Source organism: Nocardiopsis sp. KDC1DS13DA1 (genome assembly GCF_055632325.1).
Genome location: NZ_JBVMUY010000032.1, coordinates 94333 through 115039 on the forward strand (window position 1 = coordinate 94333; position 20707 = coordinate 115039).

Here is a 20707-nt window from a genome sequence, read left to right on the forward strand (position 1 = left end):
TACTTACGCCCGAACTCTGACATAAGTAACAAGGTTCATGACAGAGATCTTGCACATGGGGTACAAACCATTCGATTAAACCAGCCCGCAACCCCCGAGAACACCCCTTCGGTGAAACCGGCGGTTCTAGGCCGGTCCGCCCCCCGTGACCTGCGTGTCCGCACCCGGCGCGTCGGCGCCGCCACGCTCCGCCCCCGGGGCGTCGTTGCGCGTCTGCTCCAGGGAGCGCTCGACCACACCCCAGGTACGCCCGAGGGCACCGGCCATGACCAGACCCGCCCGGCCCAGGTGCCCGGCGAGCTCCGGCGCGCTCGTCCGTACGATGTCGAGGACCTCGCCGAGCGGCCGGCGCTCCGGCTCCGCCTCCAGCCGGATCGCCTCCGACCACACGTCCTCACGGGCGGGCGGCGCGGTGAACGCGCTGACCCCGCGCCGGACGCCGGCGGCCAGCAGCGTGCGCTGGAGGCCGTCGACCAGTCGCAGCGCGTCGTCGACGAGGTCGGAGGCGGGCGGGCGCCCGCCGGGAGCAGCCTCGTCCCGACCGTTGTTCTCCGTCATGTCAGACCTCCCAGGGGCCGGCTTGCCGTTGGCTTCACGTTAACCGGCCCCGGAGCCGCCCCACAGGCTCCCCGGGGCCGAATCAGGGGGGAACCAGGGACACCCCGCCGGGGGCCGGGTCCCACGTCCTCCCCACGCCCCCCGACTCCAAAAAAGCGACATTTCACCCGTTGTTAACGTCAGATGCACAAACATCACGCAGGCGATAGTGTCGCGTGCGCGGAGGGGGGCCGGGGCGAACCGTCCACCTCACACGTCCACCCACGTCAGACACCGGGTTCGGTCACCGTTGGATACCGAACGACATCCCGTCCTACTCACGAGTAGCATGATGTTGTTACGGTCGTCACGTCCCCACACATCGAAACCCCGTACATGCCCAGGAGCCACACCGTGCGCGAATACAGCTCTCCCGCGAAAGCTGAGATCTCCGACGACGCGCGACTGACCGACACGCTCTACGCGCGCGCGGCCAGTGAGCCCAACGCCGTCGCCGCCCGTCGACTGGAGTCCGGACAGTGGCGCGACGTCACCGTCGCCGAACTGCACGGCGACGTCACCGCGTACGCCAGGGCGCTGATCAGCGCGGGTATCGAACACGGTGACCGGGTCGCCCTGATGTCGCGCACCCGCTACGAGTGGACGGTCGTCGACTACGCGATCTGGTCCGTCGGCGGCATCACCGTCCCGATCTACGAGACCTCCTCCACCGAGCAGGTCGAGTGGATCCTCTCCAACTCCGGGGCCAAGGCCGCCTTCGTGGAGACCGACGCGCACGCCGAACGCGTCGAGTCGGTCCGCGAGAAGGCCCCCGACCTGGGTCCCGTGTGGCGTTTCGAGGGCGACGACCTGGCCTCCCTTCGCTCCACCGGCTCCGACGTCGACGAGGAGACCCTCGACAAGCGCCGCACCGCGGTCAAGGTCGACGACACCGCCACCCTCATCTACACCTCGGGCACCACGGGCCGCCCCAAGGGCTGCAAGCTGACCCACCGGAACTTCCTCTTCATCGCGCACTCGGCGCTGGAGGGCCCGGCCAGGCAGATCCTCAAGGGGACGACCAACCCCTCCACGCTGCTCTTCCTCCCCCTGGCACACGTGTTCGCACGCTTCGTCCAGGTGATGGTGATCGAGGGCAAGGCGGTCCTGGGCCACTTCTCGTCGGCCGGCCCCGAGCTGATCGACCAGTTCTCCGTCTTCAAGCCGACCTTCATCCTCGCCGTCCCGCGCGTCTTCGAGAAGGTCTTCACCAAGGCCGAGCAGAAGGCCACCGCCGAGGGCAAGGGGAAGATCTTCGGCGCCGCCGCGAACACCGCCATCGAGTACAGCAGGGCGCTCGCCACCGGCCAGGTGCCCTTCGGGCTCAAGCTCAAGCACGCCGTGTTCAAGAAGCTCGTCTACAGCAAGCTCATGGACCGTCTGGGCGGCCAGTGCGAGTACGCCGTCTCCGGCGGCTCGGCTCTGGGCGACCGGCTCGGCCACTTCTTCCGGGGCGCGGGTCTGACCATCATCGAGGGCTACGGCCTCACCGAGACCACCGCGCCCACCACGGTCAACAGCCCCTCCTTCAACAAGATCGGCACGGTCGGCCAGCCCCTGCCGGGCACCAGCGCGCGGATCGGCGACGACGGCGAGATCCTCGTCAAGGGCGACCACATCATGGTCGGCTACTGGGACAACGAGAAGGCCACCAAGGAGGCCTACACCGAGGACGGCTTCTACCGCACCGGTGACCTCGGCGCCCTCGACGACGACGGCTTCCTCAGCGTCACCGGCCGCAAGAAGGAGATCATCGTCACCGCGGGCGGCAAGAACGTCGCCCCGGCGGTCCTGGAGGACCGCATCCGGGCCCACACCCTGGTCAGCCAGTGCATGGTCGTCGGCGACAACCGCAAGTTCATCGCCGCCCTGGTCACGATCGACCCCGAGTCGTTCGAGCAGTGGAGGTCCGACAAGGGCAAGACCGGCGGGATCGCCGACCTCACCGAGGACCCCGACCTCAACGCCGCCATCCAGGAGGCCGTGGACAACGCCAACAAGGCCGTGTCCAAGGCGGAGGGCATCAAGAAGTTCCGTATCCTGCCCAGCGACTTCACCGAGGAGAGCGGCCAGCTCACCGCCTCCATGAAGGTCAAGCGGCACGTGGTGAACAAGAACTGGAGCAGGGAGATCGACGAGATCTACAACGTGTGATCCCGCCGCCGTTCCCCCGGGAGCCGGCCGTCCCCGAGCGCGGGGGCGGCCGGCTCCCTCGTGTGCGGGCGCCCCCGGTGTCCGGGCCCCGGGGAGCACCCCCTGACGACGCGGGAGGTCCCCTCCGGCCCGTTCGGGCGGCGGCCCCGTGGCGACCCGCGGCCGTCCTCCCCCGGCGCGTCACGGGCCCCAGGGAGCACGCACCGCCCGTGCCCGGGCTCCGTACGCGTTCGCCTCCCGCGCCGGCGGCCCCGGACACACGCGACGGGCCCGGCCGAGACACGGCCGGGCCCGTCGCCCTCCAGACGCTCGTCCTAGTGGACGGCGGACTCCTTGTCCTCGGCGGAGTGGTGCAGGTGGTGGCCGCTGTGCGGCTCCACACCCTCGAAGGACACGCTGTCCTTCGTGTACCAGTGCGCCAGGGCGCGGCGGAGCCTCCCCATGGCCTTGCGCTTCTGGGGGCTCTCCACGCCCTTGTCGTCGGTCTCCTCCCCCAGAGCGGTGGAGGTGATCGTCGGCTTGCTCAGGAGAGCGTCCACGGTGTCCTGCGAGCTCTCCTTGTGCACCTCGATGAACTCACCGCTGGGCAGCTGCTGGATGACACCGCTCTCGTACCCGTGCTCCAGGGTCTCGCGGTCGCGCCGCTGCAGACCCAGGCAGATCCGCTTGGTGACGATGAACGCGATGACCGGGCCGACGATGATCGCCGCACGGAAGATGTACGTGGTCACGTACAGCTCGATCGAGAACGTCTCCGACAGGATGTCGTTGGATCCGGCGAGCCAGAGGATGCCGTAGGCGGTGACGCCCGCGACGCCCAGCCCCGTGCGGGCCGGGGCGTTGCGCGGCCGGTCGGCCACGTTGTGCGGCCGCCTGTCCCCGGTGATCCACGCCTCCAGGAACGGCCAGGCGGCCAGACCGCCGAACAGCAGCCCCATGAGGCCCAGACCCGGGACGAGGACCGCCATGGGGACCGCGTACCCGAAGATCTGGAAGTCGATCAGGTTCGGGAAGATCCGCAGCGCGCCCTCCAGGAAGCCCATGTACCAGTCCGGCTGGAGGCCGGAGGTGATGGAGGTCGGGGTGAACGGACCGAACAGGTGGATCGGGTTGACCTGGACGAACGCGGCCAGGCCTGCGGCCACCGCGAACGTGAAGAAGAAGAACCCGCCCGCCTTGACCGCGAACCCGGGGAACATGGGCGTTCCCACCACGGTCTTGTTCGTCTTGCCCGTCCCGGGGTACTGCGTGTGCTTCTGGTGCCACAGGATCATGAAGTGCGCCACGATCAGCGCGAGCAGCAGGGCCGGCAGCAGCAGGATGTGCAGCATGTACAGGCGCGGGATGATCAGATCGCCGGGGAACTCCCCGCCGAAGAGGAACATCGAGACGTAGCTCCCGACCAGCGGGAGGGCCATGATCACACCCTGGAGGATGCGCACGCCCATGCCGGAGGGCAGGTCGTCCGGCAGCGAGTAGCCGAAGAGGCCCTCGACGATGGCGATCGTGAAGATACCGACGCCGATCAGCCAGTTGATCTCGCGCGGCTTGCGGAACGCGCCGGTGAAGAACACACGGAGCATGTGCACCACCAGCGAGGCCACGAAGATCAGCGCGGCCCAGTGGTGGATCTGCCGGACGAGGAACCCGCCGCGCACATCGAAGTCGATGTGCAGGGTGGAGGCGTAGGCCTCACTCATCTCGACGCCCTGGAGGCGCTCGTAGGAGCCGTCGTAGACGATCTCCGCCATGCTCGGCTTGAACCACAGGGTCAGGAAGACACCCGTGATGAGCAGGATGATGAACGAGTACAGCGCGATCTCGCCCAGCATGAACGACCAGTGGTTCGGGAAAACCTTGCGCAGGTTCTTCTCACCGGTCTTGGCGAGGTGGAAGCGGTCGTCGATGAAGTTGCCGACGCCGCGCAGCGCCTTGGGTGCTTGCGTGGTCTTACTCATCGACTAGTCCTTCGCGTAGTCCCAGAACGTCGGCCCGGGCGGCTCGGTGAAGTCGCCCGTCGCGACGAGGTAGCCCTCGTCGTCGACGCCGATCGGCAATTGCGGAAGGGGACGGTGCGCCGGACCGAACACGACCCTGGCGGCGTTGGCCGCGTCGAAGGTCGACTGGTGGCACGGGCACAGGATGCGGTGCGTCGTGCGCTCGTACAGCGCCGCCGGGCAGCCCACGTGGGTGCAGATCTTGGAGTAGGCGACGATTCCGTTGTGCGTCCAGTTGATCCGCGGCTCGTCCTGGCCCTCCACCGTGTCGGTCATGCCCGACTTGTAGTCGCCCTCCGGGATCTTGATCAGGAGGATGACGGACTTGGCCTTGTCGTTCAGGCTCAGGTGGTAGTTCTCAGCGTACTCCGAGGACTCGCCCTCGCCGTGACCGCCCTCGCCGTGCTCGCCCTCGTGCGGGGCGTAGGGCAGCGCCGAGATCATGCCGTTGGGCGAGTTCTCCAGGTCCTCCGCCTTGATGAACCTGTCGGTGCCCTCGACCACCATGCGGACGCCGTCCGCCCACGGGGTGTCCCTCAGCTTGTCGCCGGGCAGCGGACCCGTGTCGCGCAGCAGCACGATCGGGGCCAGGCCCAGCGGCAGCATGGCCGCGATGAGCGTCCGCCGCATCAGCGGGCGCTTGGTGAAGCCGCTCTCGTCGGCGCTCTTCATGAAGAAGTCGCCGAAGGAGCTCTTCTCCTCGTCGCTGGAGGGCAGGTCGTCGTAGGGCGAGGAGACCTCGTAGTGGGGCATCACCCTGCGCGCCCACACCGTCATACCGGCACCGATACCGAACAGCGCGACGGTGAGCGTGGCACCGAGGAACATGTTCGAGTACTGGCCGATCTGCGGGTCCGCGATCGCCGGGACGTCCTCCGCGTTCGGCGGGAACAGGAAGTAGGAGACCAGGAAGCCGATACCGCCCAGGAAGGCGATGACGAACCACAGCGAGGCGATCTTCTCACCCCGGCGCTGGACCTCCTCCGGCTGCGCGTGGGTCTCGGAGGCCGGGTAGGGCCCCTCGTGCTCGGCCTCGGCGGCGGCGGTGGTGGAGACCACGCTCTCCTCGGCCTCGGAGGACGGGGTGCCGAGCACGCGCTCGGGACCCTCGGCTCCGGCCTCGGTGTTGTCGTTCTTGTTGTTCTCAGTCATGTGCACGCTGCTTCGCGGTGATCCAGATCGCGCAGGCGATGATCAGTGCCAGGCCGATGGTCCACGAGATGAAGCCCTCGGCGACCTGGCCGACACGCGCCAGGTCGAAGACGCCGCCGGCGTTCGGCTCGTCCTGCAGGGTCTTCACGTACGAGATCAGCTCCTGCTTCTCGTCGGACGTGATGACCATGTCGGAGAACATCGGCATGGCGCCGGGGCCGGTGACCATGGCCTCGTAGATCTCGCGCGCGGTGGCGTCGCGGATCTCGGGGGCCCAGCGGCCGTCGGTGAGGGCGCCGCCGCCACCGGACCAGCTGTGGCAGTGCGCACAGTTGGTCAGGTACAGCTTCATGCCCATCTCGGTGTCCTCGGCACCGGCGATGTAGGCCTCGTACTCGGCCTCGAACTCCTCGAGCGCGGCCTCGTACTCCGCCTCGGCGGCCTCCACGGCCTCCTCGTACTCCTCGTCGGAGTCGAAGTCGGCGCGGTTGACCCGGAAGTCGTCCTGCTGGGGCGCGGCGTCCGGGACGTGGTAGGGCACGTCCGCGCCGCTCCGGCCCTCCCTGATCTCCGCGTTGTAGTACGCGATCAGGTTGACCAGGTCCTCCTCGGACATGGCCATGGGCTTGCGCGGCATCTGCGCGTCCGGGTTCATCGACGGCATACGGCCGGTGCTGACCTGGAAGTCGATCGCCGCAGGGCCGACCTCACGCAGGTCGGGGCCGGTCTCGCTCCCCGAACCGTCGTAGTTGTGGCACGTGGCGCACGTCTGGTCGAAGATCTCCCGGCCCTCGGCGACGTCGACGTCCTCGGGGGACGGCGCGTCAGCGGCGAGGGTCTGCGCCTGCGCCTGGTCGGTGGTGGGGGCCACTGCGGCGTACCCCACCCCGAACAGGGCTAGCGCGAGGATGACGACGACATACCCCGCCAGGGGATGCCGTCGCCGCGCGGTAATCCATTTCACGGTTTCCCCGTTTCGGGTTACTGGATGAAGTAGATGGTGAAGAACAAAGCAATCCAGACGACGTCGACGAAGTGCCAGTAGTAGGACACGACGATCGCGCTGGTCGCCTGCTGGTGGGTGAAGCGCTTCGCGGCGTACGTGCGTCCCAGCATGATGAGGAACGCGATCAGCCCACCGGTGACGTGAAGCCCGTGGAAGCCCGTGGTCAGGTAGAACATCGACCCGTAGGCACTGGACTGGAGAGTCAGGCCCTCGTGCACGATGAGCTCGTAGTACTCGTAGGCCTGCCCCAGGATGAAGAACAGACCCATGGAGAACGTCAGGAAGAACCACGCGCGCAGCTTCTTGACGTCGCCGCGCTCGGCGGCCCAGACGCCGGCCTGCGCGGTGAAGCTCGAAGCCACGAGCACGATGGTGATGGTGGACGCCCACGGCACGTTGAGGTGCGTGGCCGGCCACGGCCCGAGTTCGGGGTTCCCGTTGGTCACCGATCGGATGGTGAAGTACATCGCGAACAGCGCTGCGAAGAACATGAGCTCGTTGGCCAACCACACGATGGTGCCAACGCTCACCAGGTCAGGACGCTTTGCCGCACCATGCTCTGGTGTCGGTGTTGTTTTGAGGTTCGCGGTTGCTGTCGCCACGGGAGCATTATTACGGCATCTCGCGGAGACCCGTACTCGACCCCCCGTAAGGGGGCGGATCAGTACCGGTTTCGACCATCCAGGCGCCCCGGACCGGGGCGTTCACCGTGACTCGGGCGTTACTGTACCCACTCGGCCGCCGGACGCGCGTCAGCGACCCGCCCACAGCCGCCGACCGGCGTGATCCTGGGCGGCTGAGGCGATCCGTACCCCGCTGGAGACCGCCCCAACCCACCCCCGCCAACGCGCAGGTATCGAAACGATCACCGTTGCACAACGGCACGCGTGGGACGGGTGAGCACGCCCCCGGGGAGTGCTGGCATCCTGGAGGTGTCGAAGGTCTCAAGCCCGGGTCCCCGTCGCACGGAGGCTCTGGGCACCGGGACCGTGAGGCAATAGAGTCGACGACGAGAGAACCAACGAACGCCCGGCCGTACCCCCTCGACGGCGGCCGAGGACCGACGTGATGGGACGGTTGCGCGATGGTGGTCAGCGGTACGGACACGGGTGCCCGGATGCGCGTGCTGGTCTACAGCGACAATGCGCAGACCCGGGAGCAGGTGCGCATGGCCGTCGGCCGCCGACCGGCCGCCGACGTGCCCCGCGTGGAGCTGGTCGAGTGCGCGACCGCGCCCGTCGTGATCCGCAGGCTGGAGTCGACCGACCCCGCCGAGCGCGTCGACGTGGCGATCCTCGACGGCGAGGCCTCCCCGGTCGGCGGCATGGGCCTGTGCCGCCAGCTCAAGGACGAGATCTTCCGCTGCCCGCCGGTCCTGCTCCTGGTGGGCCGCCGCGACGACGGTTGGCTCGCGACCTGGTCCCAGGCCGAGCAGGTGGTCAGCCACCCGATCGACCCCGTCGCGCTGGCCGAGTCGCTGGCGGAGCTGATGCGTCAGCGCGCCGCAGCCCTCAGCGGGTGACCCGGTGGGCACCCCCACGACTCTGAGCGACCGCGAGAACGCCGACAGGGAGATGCGTCGGCGTTCCGTCGTGCACGGAGCACTCAACCACGGTGCGGACACCGGGCGATGGCGTGGCTGTGCCCCGTCCCGTCCCCTGGGGCGCTGAGCACCGGTCGGCCGCCGTCGCGCGCCACCGTCTCCGTACGCCCCATGTCCGAACGCGCACCGTGGAGTCGAAGCGAAGATGAACACCGTCCCACCCAACCCCTCCGACGACCAGTCCGCCGTCACCGAGCGGACCTGGTCGAACCTGATCACCGCCCTGCTGGGCGGGGTGACGCTCAGCGCCGCCGACACGACCTGGGCGATGAACGAGATCATGTCCGGTTCGGCGACCGACGCCCAGATCGCCGGGTTCGCCGTCGCGCTGCGCGCCAAGGGCGAGAGCGTGTCCGAGGTGACCGGCCTGGCCCGGGGCATGCTCGACAACGCCGTCCGCATCGGCGTCCCCGGACCGACCCTGGACATCGTCGGTACCGGTGGCGACCGCGCGCACACCGTGAACGTGTCGACGATGGCCGCGATCGTGGCGTCGGCCGCGGGCGCGCGCGTGGTCAAGCACGGCAACCGCGCCGCGTCCTCCTCGTGCGGGACGGCGGACGTGCTGGAGCGCCTGGGCGTGGTGCTGGACCTGCCGCCGAAGCTGACCGCCCGGGTCGCGGAGGAGGCGGGCATCACCTTCTGCTTCGCGCCGCTGTTCCACCCGTCCCTGCGCTACGCCGCCAAGCCGCGCCGCGAGCTGGCCGTGCCCACGGTGTTCAACTTCCTGGGGCCGCTGACCAACCCCGCGCAGCCCACCACCTCGGCGATCGGGGTGTTCGACGAGCGCATGTGCGAGGTGATCGCGGGCGTGTTCGCCGGGCGCGGCGCCTCGGCTCTGGTGTTCCGCGGGGACGACGGCCTGGACGAACTGACCACGTCGACCTCGTCGACGGTGTGGGTGGTCGGCGACGGCGAGGCACGCCGGGAGCGGCTGGACCCGGCGGACCTGGGGATCGAGCGCTCCGGGCCGGACGCGCTGCGCGGAGGCGACGTGGAGTTCAACGCCCAGGCCGTGCGTGACCTGCTGGCGGGTCGGCGGGGGCCGGTGCGCGACGCGGTTCTGCTCAACGCGGGTGCGGCACTGGCGGCGGTGGACGGCGTGGGGGAATCCCTGGTGGAGTCCGTGCGCGCCGGCTACGAGCGCGCCGCCGCGGCCGTGGACAGCGGGGCCGCCGAGCGGACGCTGGCCACGTGGGTGGAGACCAGCCAGGGCCTCGCCAAGCAGGCCTGACGCGAGGGGCGCACCGGGCTCTGCAGGAGGAGCCGAGCCGCCAGCGAGGAACGAGCCAGGCGAAAGCGACGACGAAGAGCCCGGTACCCCGCGCCCCGAACCCCGGCCGAGCCCGCGAGGCCGCATGAACACAGCGAGAGGCGCACGGGGGTGTGCAGGACGAGGCCAGCCGCGAAGCGAGGAACGAGCGACAGGCGCCGCCGAGGACGAACACCCCCGTACCCCGCGCCCCGAACCCCGGCCGAGCCCGCGAGGCCGCATGAACAGGAGCGCGGGACCGGTCGCTGCCGGTTCCGCGCCCCCGAGCGTCTCCCGGGTTACCAGCCCAGGGCGAAGGCGGACTCCAGGTCGTGCTTGGAGTAGGCCTGGAAGGAGATGTGGGTGTCGGAGGAGATGACGCCGGGCACCTTGTTCACCCGCCCCGGGATCACCTCCGCCAGGTCCTCGTGGCGGCGCACCCGCACCATGGCGATGAGGTCGACGCCGCCGGTGACCGAGTAGACCTCGCTGACACCGTCGATGTCGGCGATCGCCTCGGCGACCTCGGGGATGCGGTGGACGTCGGCCTTGATCATGACGATCGCGGTGATCACGGTGCCTCCATGGCGGGTCGGCGCGGGACGGGCCCCGGGCGAAGGGCGCACCGTCAGTAGACGTCGGACAGCCGCGTCCCGGAGCGCCATCGCAACCGGTAGACCACCACTCCCGCGGCCACTCCGGCGAGGAATCCGTACACGTGCGCCGCGTAGGCGACGTTGGACCCGCCTCCCGGGGTGGTGGAAGTGGTGACGTAGAGAAGATACTGAACCGCGAAGTAGCTGCCCACCAGGGCCCACCCGGGCAGTCGCATCGGGATGGCGACGAACACCAGCGTGGTCACCCTGCTGCGGAACTGCACGACGAGGTAGGCGCCGAGCACACCGGAGATCGCCCCGGAGGCCCCGACCATGGGGATGACGCCCTCGCTGTCGGCCAGCGCGTGCCCGTAGGCGGCGGCCAGGCCGGTGAGCAGGTAGAGGGCGAGGAAGCGGACGCGTCCGATCCGGTCCTCCACGACCGGGCCGAAGACGAACAGGTACACCATGTTGCCCAGTAGGTGCGCCGCGCCGCCGTGGACGAACATCGAGGTGAACACGGAGAGCCAGACGGACTTGCCGTCGAGCCCGCCGCACTCGGGGGTCATGGGGGGCGCGAGGTCGGTGCGGCCGAGCATCTCGTCGGGGACCGCGCCCCAGCGCATGAAGTAGTGGTCGATCGCGCAGAAACGCTCCGCGAGTTCGACCGGGTACCAGACGGCGGTCATCGCCAGCGGCGAGGCCAGGTACACGAGCACGTTGACCGCGATCAGCGTGTAGGCGACCACGGGGGCGCGGCGGACCGGGTAGTCGTCATTCAGCGGAAGCGCGGCCATGCGCCCAGTGTGTCATCCCGGTGTGGGCTTCCGCTCCGCGCAACGGGCAGGTCCACTCGCCCTCGATCTCGACCAGCCTGGTGGTGGGGTGGACGAGCCAGTCGAGGATCAGTTCGGTCTCCTCGGCCGTGGCCCGCGGTGTGGGTCCGACACCGGCCGGGACCCGTTCGGCGGTGGCCGTGAGCGAGGCCAGGAAGGCCCCCGGGTCGGTACCGGGGCGCAGGACGGCGCTGGCGGCCAGGCGGCCGTGGCGGACGACGCAGGTCTCCCATCCGGTGCCGCCGGGACGCGAGGCGACCAGGTGCGGGACGGCGGCGATGGCGGACAGGCGCTGGGCGCGCCGGGCGCCGCGCAGGAACGCCACGAGCCGGTCGCGGTGCGTGGCCGCCTCCTCGTAGCGCAGGTCGGCGGCGAGCTCGGCGATGCGGTCGGTGTGGGCGGTCACGACGGCCTCCGGGTCACCGGTCATCGCCGAGCGGGCGGCGTCGGCGTGGACGGTGTAGGAGGGGTGGCTCTCGGTGCCGTCGCACGGGGCTCCGCACCGGCCGAGCTGGGCGAGGACGCAGGGCTCGACCAGCCGGTCCCCCGTTCGGGAGGCCAGGGGGCGTCCGCCGGGGACGGGGGTGAACGTGTGCGTGCACTGGCGCAGCGGGAACGCGTGCAGGAGCGCCTCCCTGGCGCGTTCGGCCTCCTTGGCCGAGGAGTAGGGGCCCAGGTGGGGTGCGCCGTCGTCGCGGACGGCGCGCACCACCGAGAGCCGGGGGTAGGCGTCGGTGGTGAGCTTGACCCAGAAGACCCGTTCGGGGTTGCGCGACCTGCGGTTGTAGGGCGGTTTGCGCTCGGCGATGATCCGCAGCTCCCGGACCGAGGCCTCCAGTTCGGTCGTGCAGACGATGGGGGTGAGGCCCTCCACGAGCGCGGTCATCTCGCGTATGCGCTGGCGGTTCTCGGCCGCGGTGAAGTACGACCGCACACGGCGGCGCAGGTTGGCGCTCTTGCCGACGTAGAGGGTGGCGCCGCGCGCGTCGGTGAAGACGTACACCCCCGGTTCCTCGGGCAGGTCCTCGGCCAGGTGGCGCCGGGCCCGCTGGGCTCGGCTGGCGGGCTTGGTGACCGTGCGCAGCTCCTCCAGGCTCCGCACTCCGGCGGGGGCGAGGCGGTCGATGAGTCCGTGCAGGACGCCGACCGTGGCCCGGGCGTCGTCCAGGGCGCGGTGGGTGGGGGTGGTGGCCACGCCCAGGTGCGCGGCGAGCGTGCCGAGCCGGTGGTTGCGGACCTGGCCGCGGTCGAGCACGGCGCGGGCCAGGCGCAGGGTGTCCACGACCGGAGGGTCGGGCCAGCGCTGTCCCAGCCGTTCGCAGGCGGCCCGGAGGAATCCGGTGTCGAAGGCGGCGTTGTGCGCGACGAGCGCGGTGTCGGGGTCGGCGGTCAGCAGGGCCAGCAGGTCGGGCAGGACCTCCTCCAGGGAGGGGGCCGTGGCCACCATGGACTGGGTGATACCCGTCAGGAGGGTGACGTTGGCCGGGATGGGCGTGCCGGGGTCGACCAGCGTGGAGAACTCGTCCAGGACCTCTCCGCCGCGCGTCCTGACCGCGCCGATCTCGGTGATGCGGGACCTTCTCGCGCTGGTCCCGGTGGTCTCCAGGTCCACCACGACGAACGTCGTCGCGGCCAGCGGGGTGCCGAGGTCGACGATGCTCGTCTGGACGCCGGTGGACGGGGAGGACTGTGGACCCACGCGGTCAGGGTAGTCGGCGCCGGCGACCGAACGGCAGACGAATACGGGCTGACCTGCCCGACATGGAAAGATGGGGGTGAAGGGGCGGAAGTTTCCCTGCGCCCCGGGATGAGCACGATCGAAGGAGGAAACCGTGGGGATCGCGATGCCGGGTGACAGTGAGCGGTGGCGGTGCACCGGGTGCGGCAATCTCACGCGGTTCGACGTGACCCGCACGGTCCGCTCCGAGGACTTCGTCCACCAGGACCTGGCCGGTCGCGGCCTGGTCGAGGAGCGGTCGGTGCTCACCGAGACGGTGGAACGGGTCCGGTGCCGCTGGTGCGGCGCCACGGACAGCGTGGAGATCGTCCCCCGCCCGGACGCCGACAGCTCGGCCGCCGACACCTCGGCTGAGAGCACGACGGGTCGGGCATGAGCGCCCGCCCGGAGGCGGGCGGCGACTCCGACGGCACGGAGCCGCTCGGCCGGGACGAGGGGTCGGACCGCGACGGTCGGGACGACGCCGAGGACGAGCGGCTGCGCAGGCCCCTGCCCGAGCAGGTGCGGGCGAGAGTGGTCGAGTACGGCTCCGACGTGCTGGGCGGCATGCCCACGAGCGAACTGCCCCCGTTGCTGCGACGGGTGGCGCGGTTCGAACCGCGCCGCCGCGCCAGGCTGGCCGGACCGCAGATCGCCGCGCAGTTGGAGACCGACGACGGCTTCCGGGAGCGGGTGGCCGCACGCGTGGACCAGGTCTGGCCCGAGCTGGCGGAGGGGTTGCGCTCGGGTGTCGTCCCGCCCGCCGCCGATCCGGTGGCGGTGGCGGCCTGCGCCTACCTGCTCCGCCCCCGGGGGTGGCCGGGGATCATCGAGGGCGTCCACGCCGAACTGGAGCGCCAGAGCAGCGCCAAGGAGGCCGACGAGGCCGCCGAGGCGCTGGACTCGGTGCGTCGGCAGCTGGACGAGACCAGGCACAGCCACCAGGCCGACCTGGAACGGCTGCGCGGCCAGCTCCGGGAGCAGCGGGCCGAGATCTCCGAGCTGCGGCGCAAGGTCCACACCGAGCGCCAGCGCGCCAAGGAGGCCAGGGTCAGGGCCGAACGCGCCCTGACCGAGACCGCGGACCGGGAGAGTGAGTCGGCGACCCAGGTCGGCGCCCTGGAGTCGGAGAACCGGCGGCTGCGCTCCAGACTGGCGGAGGCCGAGGCCCAGGTGGAGAGCGCCCGCCGCGCGGTGCGCTCGGAGCGCAACGCCGACGAGGCGCGGCTGCGCGTGCTCCTGGACGTGCTGGTGGAGGCCTCACACGGACTGCGCCGCGAACTGGCCCTGCCCACGTCCCTGGACAGCCCCGCCGACCACGTCGCCGCGGCCGCGCGGGAGCAGCGCCGGGTGCCGTTGGGCGGACTGCCCGACGACGACCCGGGACTGTTGGAGCACCTCCTGACCGTTCCGCGCGTGCACCTGTTGGTGGACGGCTACAACGTCACCAAGACCGGCTACGGAACGCTGCCGCTGGCCGACCAGCGCACCCGGCTGCTGGGCTCGCTGGAGGGGTTGGCGAGCCGGACCAAGGCCGAGATCACGTGCGTCTTCGACGGTGCGGACGTCGACACACCTCCGGTGGTCGCCCGGCCGCGCCGGGTCCGGCTGCTGTTCAGCGCGCCCGGGGAGACCGCCGACGAACTGATCGTCCGGCTGGTGCGCGCCGAACCCCCGGGGCGGCCGATCGCGGTCGTGACCTCGGACCGGGAGATCGTGACGGCCGTGCGTGCGGCCGGGGCGCGGGCGGTGCCGTCGCCGATCTTCCTGCGCAGACTGGAGCGGCAGGGCTGAGCGGCCGGGCACGGCGGCGACCGGCAGTCGCACAGGTTCGTTGCCTCTTCGTGACCATGACTCGCGCGCGTGCGTCTGCCTGGAACAACACCGCTGGTGGGATCCGGTGGACCGCGCGCGCGGCCGTGTGTGTGTCGGGCCCCCTGGTTGAGGGGGGCGGCACGGTCCGCTAGGTTCTTCCCGGAGCGTGAGTGCTCTACCGGGTAGAACGCGACACCTGTGCCCACCGCCCGGCCGGATCCCCCCGCTCACGCGCGTCCGCGCCCCCGCGCGGACGACCTCCCCGTTGTCTCCCCAGCACCCCCGTGCGGATGTCCCTACCCCAAGGAGCGTGGACCGCCATGAAGAACGCCGGTGGTCGGCGTACGGCTCGCCGACTCGCGACGACCGGTCTCGGTGTGGTCGTCGCCGGAACCCTCATCTCCCCCGGAACCGCCCACGCGGAGCCGACCCAGGAGGAGGTCGAGGACCGCATCGAGGAGCTCAACCAGGAGGCCGACACGGCGGTCCAGGCCTACAACGAGGCCGAGGAGGACCACGAGACCGCCAAGACCCAGTACGAGGAGCTGGACGAGCAGGTCGGGGACGAGGAGGAGCGCTACAACGAGCTGCGCGAGCGCGTCCAGCAGTTCGCCAGCGCCGCCTACCAGTCGGGCGACCTGGACTCCACGGCCAACATCCTGACCTCCGAGGGCCCCGAGGCCCTCCTGGAGCAGAACGACGACCTGAACTACCTGTCGGAGCAGCAGCTCGCCCAGTTGGACGAGTTCGGCGAGTCCTCCGAGCGCCTGTTCTCGCTCAAGGACGAGGCTGAGCAGGCCCTGGAGGAGGCCGAGGAGCGGCTGGAGGAGGCCGAGGAGGCCAAGACCGAGGTCGAGGAGGCCATCGCCGAGCAGGAGGAACTGCTGGCCCAGTTCCCCGACGCCGACCCCACCGCCGACGCCGACGCCAACGACACGGGGGGCGCCTCCTACACCGGCGGCGCCTCGGGCAGCGCGGGCGCCGCGCTGGACTTCGCCTACGCCCAGGTCGGCAAGCCCTACATCTACGGCGGCACCGGCCCCAGCGGCTACGACTGCTCCGGCCTGGTCCAGGCCGCCTGGCGCGCGGGCGGGGTGAACCTGCCGCGGACCACCTACGCGCAGGCCGAGGTGGGCCAGCGCATCTACGACATGAACGCGCTCCAGCCGGGCGACATCATGTTCTTCAGCAACCTGGGCCACGACGGGCTCTACGCCGGGAACGGGCAGATGGTGCACGCCCCGCGCACCGGCCGCAACATCGAGGTCGTGGGCCTGGCCGCCTACTGGGCGAGCCAGTTCCAGTTCGCCGTGCGCCCCTGACCCCGCGTCAGGCCGCCATTGGGGGCCGTCACCCGAGAACGGGTGGCGGCCCCCGTGCCGTGCCGGATTAGGGCCATCAATGGTCTTTTCGGACACTTGGAGCAATCCAAGCGAAGGTAACGAAACAGTTGAGAGCGGAGCGACGGATGCACTAGTGTTCATCGCCGAGCGTGGTCGCTCCTCTTCACCACTCCCCTGGTGGTGACGGCCCCGCCCGGGTCGGGCGCACCCCCACACCGTTTCGGTCCAGCCGTCGGACGCCCCAGACCCACCCCCGGTGCAGCCCCTCGGTTCCCCAGCAGGACCGGACCGAGGGGGGAAAGGTGTTACCCCATCGTGTCCGGATCCCGTCGCGCCCGCGGCCGCCACGCCGCGGTGGTCGCCTCCCTCGCCTCCGCCGCCCTCCTCGCCCCCTCCGCCGCCCTCGCCGAACCGACCGCCGAGGACGTCCGCGCGGAGATCGAGTCCCTGGAGGAGGAGTTCAGCCAGCTCAACGCCGACTACAACGAGGCGGAGGAGGCGCACGAGGCCGCCGAGGAACGGCTCGACGAGATCACGACCGACCTCGAGAACACCCGCGACACCGTCGCCGAGCTCGGCCTGAGCGTGCGCGCGCTGGCCAACCTCACCTACACCGGCGTCGACCTGACCTCCCCCGCCCAGCTCTTCGGCGCCACCGGCCCCGAGGAGGTCCTGGCGCACGAGGCCGACCTGACCTACCTCTCCGAGCAGAACGACCACGACCTCGCGCGCTACTCCGAGGAACTGGAGTACCTGGAGTCGCTGGAGGCGGAGGCCGCCGAGGTCGAGGAGGAGGCCGCGCAGGCCCTGGAGGAGGCGGAGGAGGCCACCGAGGAGGCCGAGGAGGCCATCGCCGAGCAGGAGGCGCTCCTTGAGGAGCTCACCGAGGAGGAGCGCGCCGCGGCCACCGAGAACGTCGCCAACACCGACGGCGGCACGACCGCCGGCGGCGGGGGCGGCGGCGACGCGGGCGACACCGGGTCGTCCGGGAACGGCGGCGTCGAGTACACCGGACCGGCCTCCGGCAACGCCCAGGTGGCCCTCCAGTTCGCCTACGACCAGATCGGCAAGCCCTACGTCTGGGGCGGCACCGGCCCCAACGGCTACGACTGCTCCGGCCTGACCCAGGCCGCCTGGGCCGCCGCGGGCGTGAACCTCCCCCGCACCACCTACGACCAGGTCAACGCGGGGACCCGCGTGTCCTGGGACAACATGCGGCCCGGCGACCTGATGTTCTTCTACGGGTCCAGCCCCAGCCACGTCGGCCTGTACGCGGGCGACAACGTCATGGTCCACGCCTCGACGTCGAGCAAGCCGATCGGCACGGTGACCCTCAACAGCTACTACCGGCAGAACTTCTACATCGCCGTGCGCCCCTAGCGCGGTTCCGCGCGGCACGGGCCGGGCCTCGACCCTAGACTCGCGTCCGTGCCGCGAACCCTGATCATCACCAACGACTTCCCGCCGCGCCCCGGGGGGATCGAGTCCTTCGTCCACGAACTGGCCCTGCGCCGCCCGGAGGGCTCGGTCGTCGTGTACTGCTCCTCCCCCTCCGAGAGCGACGCCCGGGCCGATCCCGACTTCGACCTGCGCCAGCCCTTCCCCGTCGTGCGCGACACCGCACGCGTCCTGCTGCCCACCCCCCGGGTGGCGGCACGGGCCCGGGCCATCGCCGACCTGGAGGGGTGCGACGCGGTCCTGTACGGCGCGGCCGCACCCCTGGGCCTGGTGGCCAGCACCCTGCGCGGCCACGGCACCGTTCGGCGCCAGGTGGCCCTCACCCACGGCCACGAGACCGGCTGGTCCGCGCTGCCGGGGGCCCGCGGGGCGCTCAGGCGGATCGGCGACACCACCGACACCGTCACCTACCTGGGCGAGTACACCCGCCGCCGACTGGCCCGCGCCCTGTCCCCGGAGGCCGCCGACCGCATGCGCCGCCTCGCTCCAGGTGTGGACACCGGACGCTTCCGCCCCGGCGCCGGGGGCGAGGCGGTCCGCGCCCGCCACGGGTTGGGCGGGCGCCCGGTGGTGGTGTGCGTGTCCCGGCTCGTACGGCGCAAGGGGCAGGACACCCTGCTGCGCGCCTGGCCGCGCGTCCTGGCGGACGTGCCCGACGCGGCGCTGCTCATCGTCGGGGACGGCCCCGAGGCGGACGGGCTGCGCGCGGCCGCGCGCGGCACGGACTCGGTGGTCCTCACCGGAGCGGTGCCCGCGGAGGAGCTGCCCGCACACTACGACGCGGGGGACGTGTTCGCCATGCCGTGCCGGACCCGGCGGGGCGGGCTGGACGTGGAGGGCCTCGGCATCGTCTACCTGGAGGCGTCGGCCACCGGGCTGCCCGTGGTCGCCGGTGACTCCGGCGGAGCCCCGGACGCGGTGTTGGCGGACGAGACCGGGTACGTCGTCGACGGCTCCCTGCCCGGGCCCACCGCACGGGCGCTCATCCGCCTGCTGCGGGACCCCGGACGGGCCGCCCGGATGGGCGCACGCGGCCGGGAGTGGGTGTCGCGGGAGTGGAGCTGGGAGCGGGTCTCACAGCACCTCGACGAGCTTCTGAGCGCCCCCTGAGCGCACGGGGCGGGTGTGGCCGCGCCGCGGGCCGCACAGCGCACCGCTACAGATCGTCACCGTGCACGGAGCCGGGGGTACCGGATCCGTCGGTCGTCTGCGGCTCTCCGGTGACGCTGTGCTCCAGCCACTCCTCCCACGAGCGCTGGTGGAACCCCCAGCCGTTGTCCCACTCCAGCTCACGGGAGGTACCCGTGGTCACGAGCAGGTCACCCATGAGGGAGCGCTCGTAGAACCACCGGGCGTCGGTCACCGACATGTTCGTACAGCCGTTGGAGGCGTTGGCGCGGCCCAGGTTGCCCGCGTTCCACGGGGCGGCGTGGGTGAACTCACCGCTGTTGGACGTGCGCACCGCCCAGTCGACGTCGAGGCGGTAGTAGCCGGGCGACCCCTGGGGGATGCCGACCGTGGCCGAGTCCATCACCAGCGTCGCGTACTTCTCCATGGTCACGTGGATCCCGGAGGTCGTGGTGTTGAAACGGCGCAGGCCCTTGCCGTTGCTCACCGGGATGGTGCGCACGGTCTCACCGTCCACCGCCACCTCCATGCGGTGGTCGGGAACGTGCATGGTGGCCACGAGCTCACGGCCGACCTCGAAGTCGATCCGCCGGTCCCGCGTCCCGTACACGCCCTCCGCGGCCTCCACACCGGCCAGCCGCAGGTCGACGCGGACGCGTTGGTAGGGCTCCCAGTAGCCGCTGGGCCGGAACACCGCGGTCTCGTCGTCGATCCAGTTCCAGGCGCCCTCGGTCACCTTCTCCGAGGTGACCTCCATGGAGTTCTCCACCTGGCGCTTGTACTCGACCGGCTGGTCGAAGGTGACGACCACGGGCATGCCCACACCCACGACGTCGCCCGTCCGGGGAAGGTTCGCGGCCAGTGCGAGCCGGTGCTCGCCGCCCACGTCGGCGGTGGCGAACTGGGAGACCACCTCGGTCTCGCGGCCCGTCCCGTCCTCGGCCGTGGCGTACACGCGCACGGAGGCACCGGGACGCAGGTTCCAGTCGCTCACCCAGGAGGTCCGGTCCTCGCTCAGCTCCCCCTCGGCCTCCTCCGGCCCCTTCCGGCCGCCGGCCCGGGCGACCGTCCGCGCGGTCCCGGACCCGGCCAGCTCCTCGTGGGCGACCTGTGCGATCCGCACGTCGGTGACGGTCCCGCCCTCGACAAAGACGCGTACCGGTGTGTTCGGGGGGACGGAGGCCTCCCCGGGAGCCGGGGTCACGGTGATCCGCGGACCGTCCCCGCCACCGGGTTGCGGGGTGTCCCCTCCCCCGGTGGTGCAGGCCGTCGCCAGGAGAACGGCCACCGCCGTTCCGGCTGCCAGTCGACGCACCGCCGACCGGGAAACTCGACCGATCACGCCAGGGCCTCCCGCCTCACGAAGGGGTCGCCGCGGGACCGCCGCACAAGGCGAACCCCGGTGGCCGGACGGACTCCGCTGACACGGAACCCTCCGGCCACCGGGGCGGCGACCTCTACACCCTACCCCTGGCGATCATCCAAGTACAGAAGGTGATCATCCGGGCGGGTCAGGACATCAGTGCTGGAACTCCTTGCGGTAGTACTCGAAGACCCAGCCGATGGAGGTGAGCATGACGGCCAGCGCGCCGATGAACACCATCCACCAACCGATCGCCACACCCACCGCCATGAAGGCGACGGCCAGCGCGACGAACATCGGCCACCAGCTGTGCGGGCTGAAGAACCCGAACTCTCCGGCGCTCTCGGCGATCTCGCCGTCCAGCCGCTCCTCCGGGGGAAGCCCGTGGAAGTGCTCGCTGCGGCGGGTCGCCTGCCAGAGCCAGAAGCCGATCATCCAGCCGAAGCCGATCGAGACCACCAGGGCGGTGGAGCCCGCCCACTCGATGGAGCCCGTGTCCTGGTAGGACCAGTACATGTACAGCAGGGCGGCCAGACCGAAGAAGGTCGATACGCCCATGAACAGATAGGCCTGCATCTTCATCGTGAGCTCGCCCTACTCCTTCGTGGCGCCCGCCGGGACCGCGCCCGGGGCCGCGGCGTGCGGGTGGTTCAGGTCGAACGCCGGACGCTCGGACCGGATCCGCGGCAG

General features: G+C 70.9%; 18 protein-coding genes. 8 read left to right on the forward strand and 10 right to left on the reverse strand.

Annotation, left to right across the window (positions count from 1 at the left end):
• Positions 1–126: 126 nt before the first annotated feature.
• Positions 127–558, reverse strand: coding sequence for a hypothetical protein (locus tag ACTVAJ_RS21475; RefSeq protein ID WP_470390008.1), 432 nt, complete (start codon positions 556–558; stop codon positions 127–129).
• 393 nt (positions 559–951) lie between these two features.
• On the opposite strand from ACTVAJ_RS21475, the gene ACTVAJ_RS21480 reads away from it, so the two are divergent.
• On the forward strand, positions 952–2751 hold the full coding sequence (locus ACTVAJ_RS21480) for an AMP-dependent synthetase/ligase (protein WP_470390009.1): 1800 nt from the start codon (positions 952–954) through the stop codon (positions 2749–2751).
• 314 nt (positions 2752–3065) lie between these two features.
• Here ACTVAJ_RS21480 and qcrB read toward each other — a convergent pair whose 3' ends face one another.
• From qcrB to ctaE, 4 genes are read right to left on the reverse strand one after another with little or no spacing between them, the layout of a single operon-like run.
• A complete protein-coding gene (gene qcrB, locus ACTVAJ_RS21485) occupies positions 3066–4709 on the reverse strand; it encodes a cytochrome bc1 complex cytochrome b subunit (protein WP_470390010.1) in 1644 nt (547 codons plus the stop codon).
• A 3-nt stretch (positions 4710–4712) separates the two neighbouring features.
• Positions 4713–5900, reverse strand: coding sequence for a cytochrome bc1 complex Rieske iron-sulfur subunit (qcrA, locus tag ACTVAJ_RS21490; RefSeq protein ID WP_470390011.1), 1188 nt, complete (start codon positions 5898–5900; stop codon positions 4713–4715).
• Complete coding sequence (locus ACTVAJ_RS21495; RefSeq protein WP_470390012.1) at positions 5893–6864, reverse strand: cytochrome c; 972 nt, start codon at positions 6862–6864, stop codon at positions 5893–5895. The genes qcrA and ACTVAJ_RS21495 overlap by 8 nt, the downstream gene beginning before the upstream one ends.
• Before the next feature lie 17 nt (positions 6865–6881).
• Positions 6882–7508 (reverse strand): aa3-type cytochrome oxidase subunit III, encoded by a 627-nt coding sequence (gene ctaE, locus ACTVAJ_RS21500; protein WP_470390013.1) that lies wholly within the window; start codon positions 7506–7508, stop codon positions 6882–6884.
• A gap of 482 nt (positions 7509–7990) precedes the next feature.
• On the opposite strand from ctaE, the gene ACTVAJ_RS21505 reads away from it, so the two are divergent.
• Together ACTVAJ_RS21505 and trpD are read left to right on the forward strand one after the other, a co-directional pair.
• The gene (locus ACTVAJ_RS21505; RefSeq protein WP_470390014.1) at positions 7991–8428 is read left to right on the forward strand and encodes a hypothetical protein; all 438 of its coding nucleotides are present in this window, start codon (positions 7991–7993) and stop codon (positions 8426–8428) included.
• A 226-nt stretch (positions 8429–8654) separates the two neighbouring features.
• The gene (gene trpD, locus ACTVAJ_RS21510) at positions 8655–9743 is read left to right on the forward strand and encodes an anthranilate phosphoribosyltransferase (protein WP_470390015.1); all 1089 of its coding nucleotides are present in this window, start codon (positions 8655–8657) and stop codon (positions 9741–9743) included.
• Positions 9744–10060: 317 nt separating this feature from the next.
• Here trpD and ACTVAJ_RS21515 read toward each other — a convergent pair whose 3' ends face one another.
• From ACTVAJ_RS21515 to ACTVAJ_RS21525, 3 genes are read right to left on the reverse strand one after another with little or no spacing between them, the layout of a single operon-like run.
• The gene (locus ACTVAJ_RS21515) at positions 10061–10336 is read right to left on the reverse strand and encodes an Lrp/AsnC family transcriptional regulator (protein ID WP_017600027.1); all 276 of its coding nucleotides are present in this window, start codon (positions 10334–10336) and stop codon (positions 10061–10063) included.
• 53 nt (positions 10337–10389) lie between these two features.
• Positions 10390–11154 (reverse strand): rhomboid family intramembrane serine protease, encoded by a 765-nt coding sequence (locus ACTVAJ_RS21520; protein WP_470390016.1) that lies wholly within the window; start codon positions 11152–11154, stop codon positions 10390–10392.
• On the reverse strand, positions 11132–12892 hold the full coding sequence (locus tag ACTVAJ_RS21525) for a DEDD exonuclease domain-containing protein (protein ID WP_470390017.1): 1761 nt from the start codon (positions 12890–12892) through the stop codon (positions 11132–11134). Before ACTVAJ_RS21525 ends, ACTVAJ_RS21520 begins: the two co-directional genes overlap by 23 nt.
• A 133-nt stretch (positions 12893–13025) precedes the next feature.
• Here ACTVAJ_RS21525 and ACTVAJ_RS21530 point away from each other — a divergent pair, with 133 nt between their 5' ends.
• From ACTVAJ_RS21530 to ACTVAJ_RS21550, 5 genes are all read left to right on the forward strand, one after another.
• Entirely contained in the window at positions 13026–13307 is a 282-nt protein-coding gene (locus ACTVAJ_RS21530; protein ID WP_470390018.1) for a hypothetical protein, read from the forward strand.
• Positions 13304–14704, forward strand: coding sequence for an NYN domain-containing protein (locus tag ACTVAJ_RS21535; protein WP_470390019.1), 1401 nt, complete (start codon positions 13304–13306; stop codon positions 14702–14704). The genes ACTVAJ_RS21530 and ACTVAJ_RS21535 overlap by 4 nt, the downstream gene beginning before the upstream one ends.
• Before the next feature lie 341 nt (positions 14705–15045).
• Complete coding sequence (locus ACTVAJ_RS21540; RefSeq protein ID WP_470390020.1) at positions 15046–16047, forward strand: C40 family peptidase; 1002 nt, start codon at positions 15046–15048, stop codon at positions 16045–16047.
• Between the two features lie 336 nt (positions 16048–16383).
• Positions 16384–17448 (forward strand): C40 family peptidase, encoded by a 1065-nt coding sequence (locus tag ACTVAJ_RS21545; RefSeq protein WP_470390021.1) that lies wholly within the window; start codon positions 16384–16386, stop codon positions 17446–17448.
• A gap of 48 nt (positions 17449–17496) precedes the next feature.
• Positions 17497–18636, forward strand: a complete 1140-nt coding sequence (locus tag ACTVAJ_RS21550) for a glycosyltransferase family 4 protein (RefSeq protein ID WP_470390022.1) — start codon at positions 17497–17499, stop codon at positions 18634–18636.
• Between the two features lie 46 nt (positions 18637–18682).
• On the opposite strand, the gene ACTVAJ_RS21555 is transcribed toward ACTVAJ_RS21550, so the two are convergent.
• Positions 18683–19996 carry a L,D-transpeptidase gene (locus ACTVAJ_RS21555; RefSeq protein ID WP_470390023.1) on the reverse strand — a complete coding sequence of 438 codons (1314 nt, stop codon included), beginning with the start codon at positions 19994–19996 and terminating at the stop codon, positions 18683–18685.
• Positions 19997–20173: 177 nt separating this feature from the next.
• Entirely contained in the window at positions 20174–20599 is a 426-nt protein-coding gene (locus tag ACTVAJ_RS21560; protein WP_470390024.1) for a cytochrome c oxidase subunit 4, read from the reverse strand.
• Positions 20600–20707: the final 108 nt, after the last annotated feature.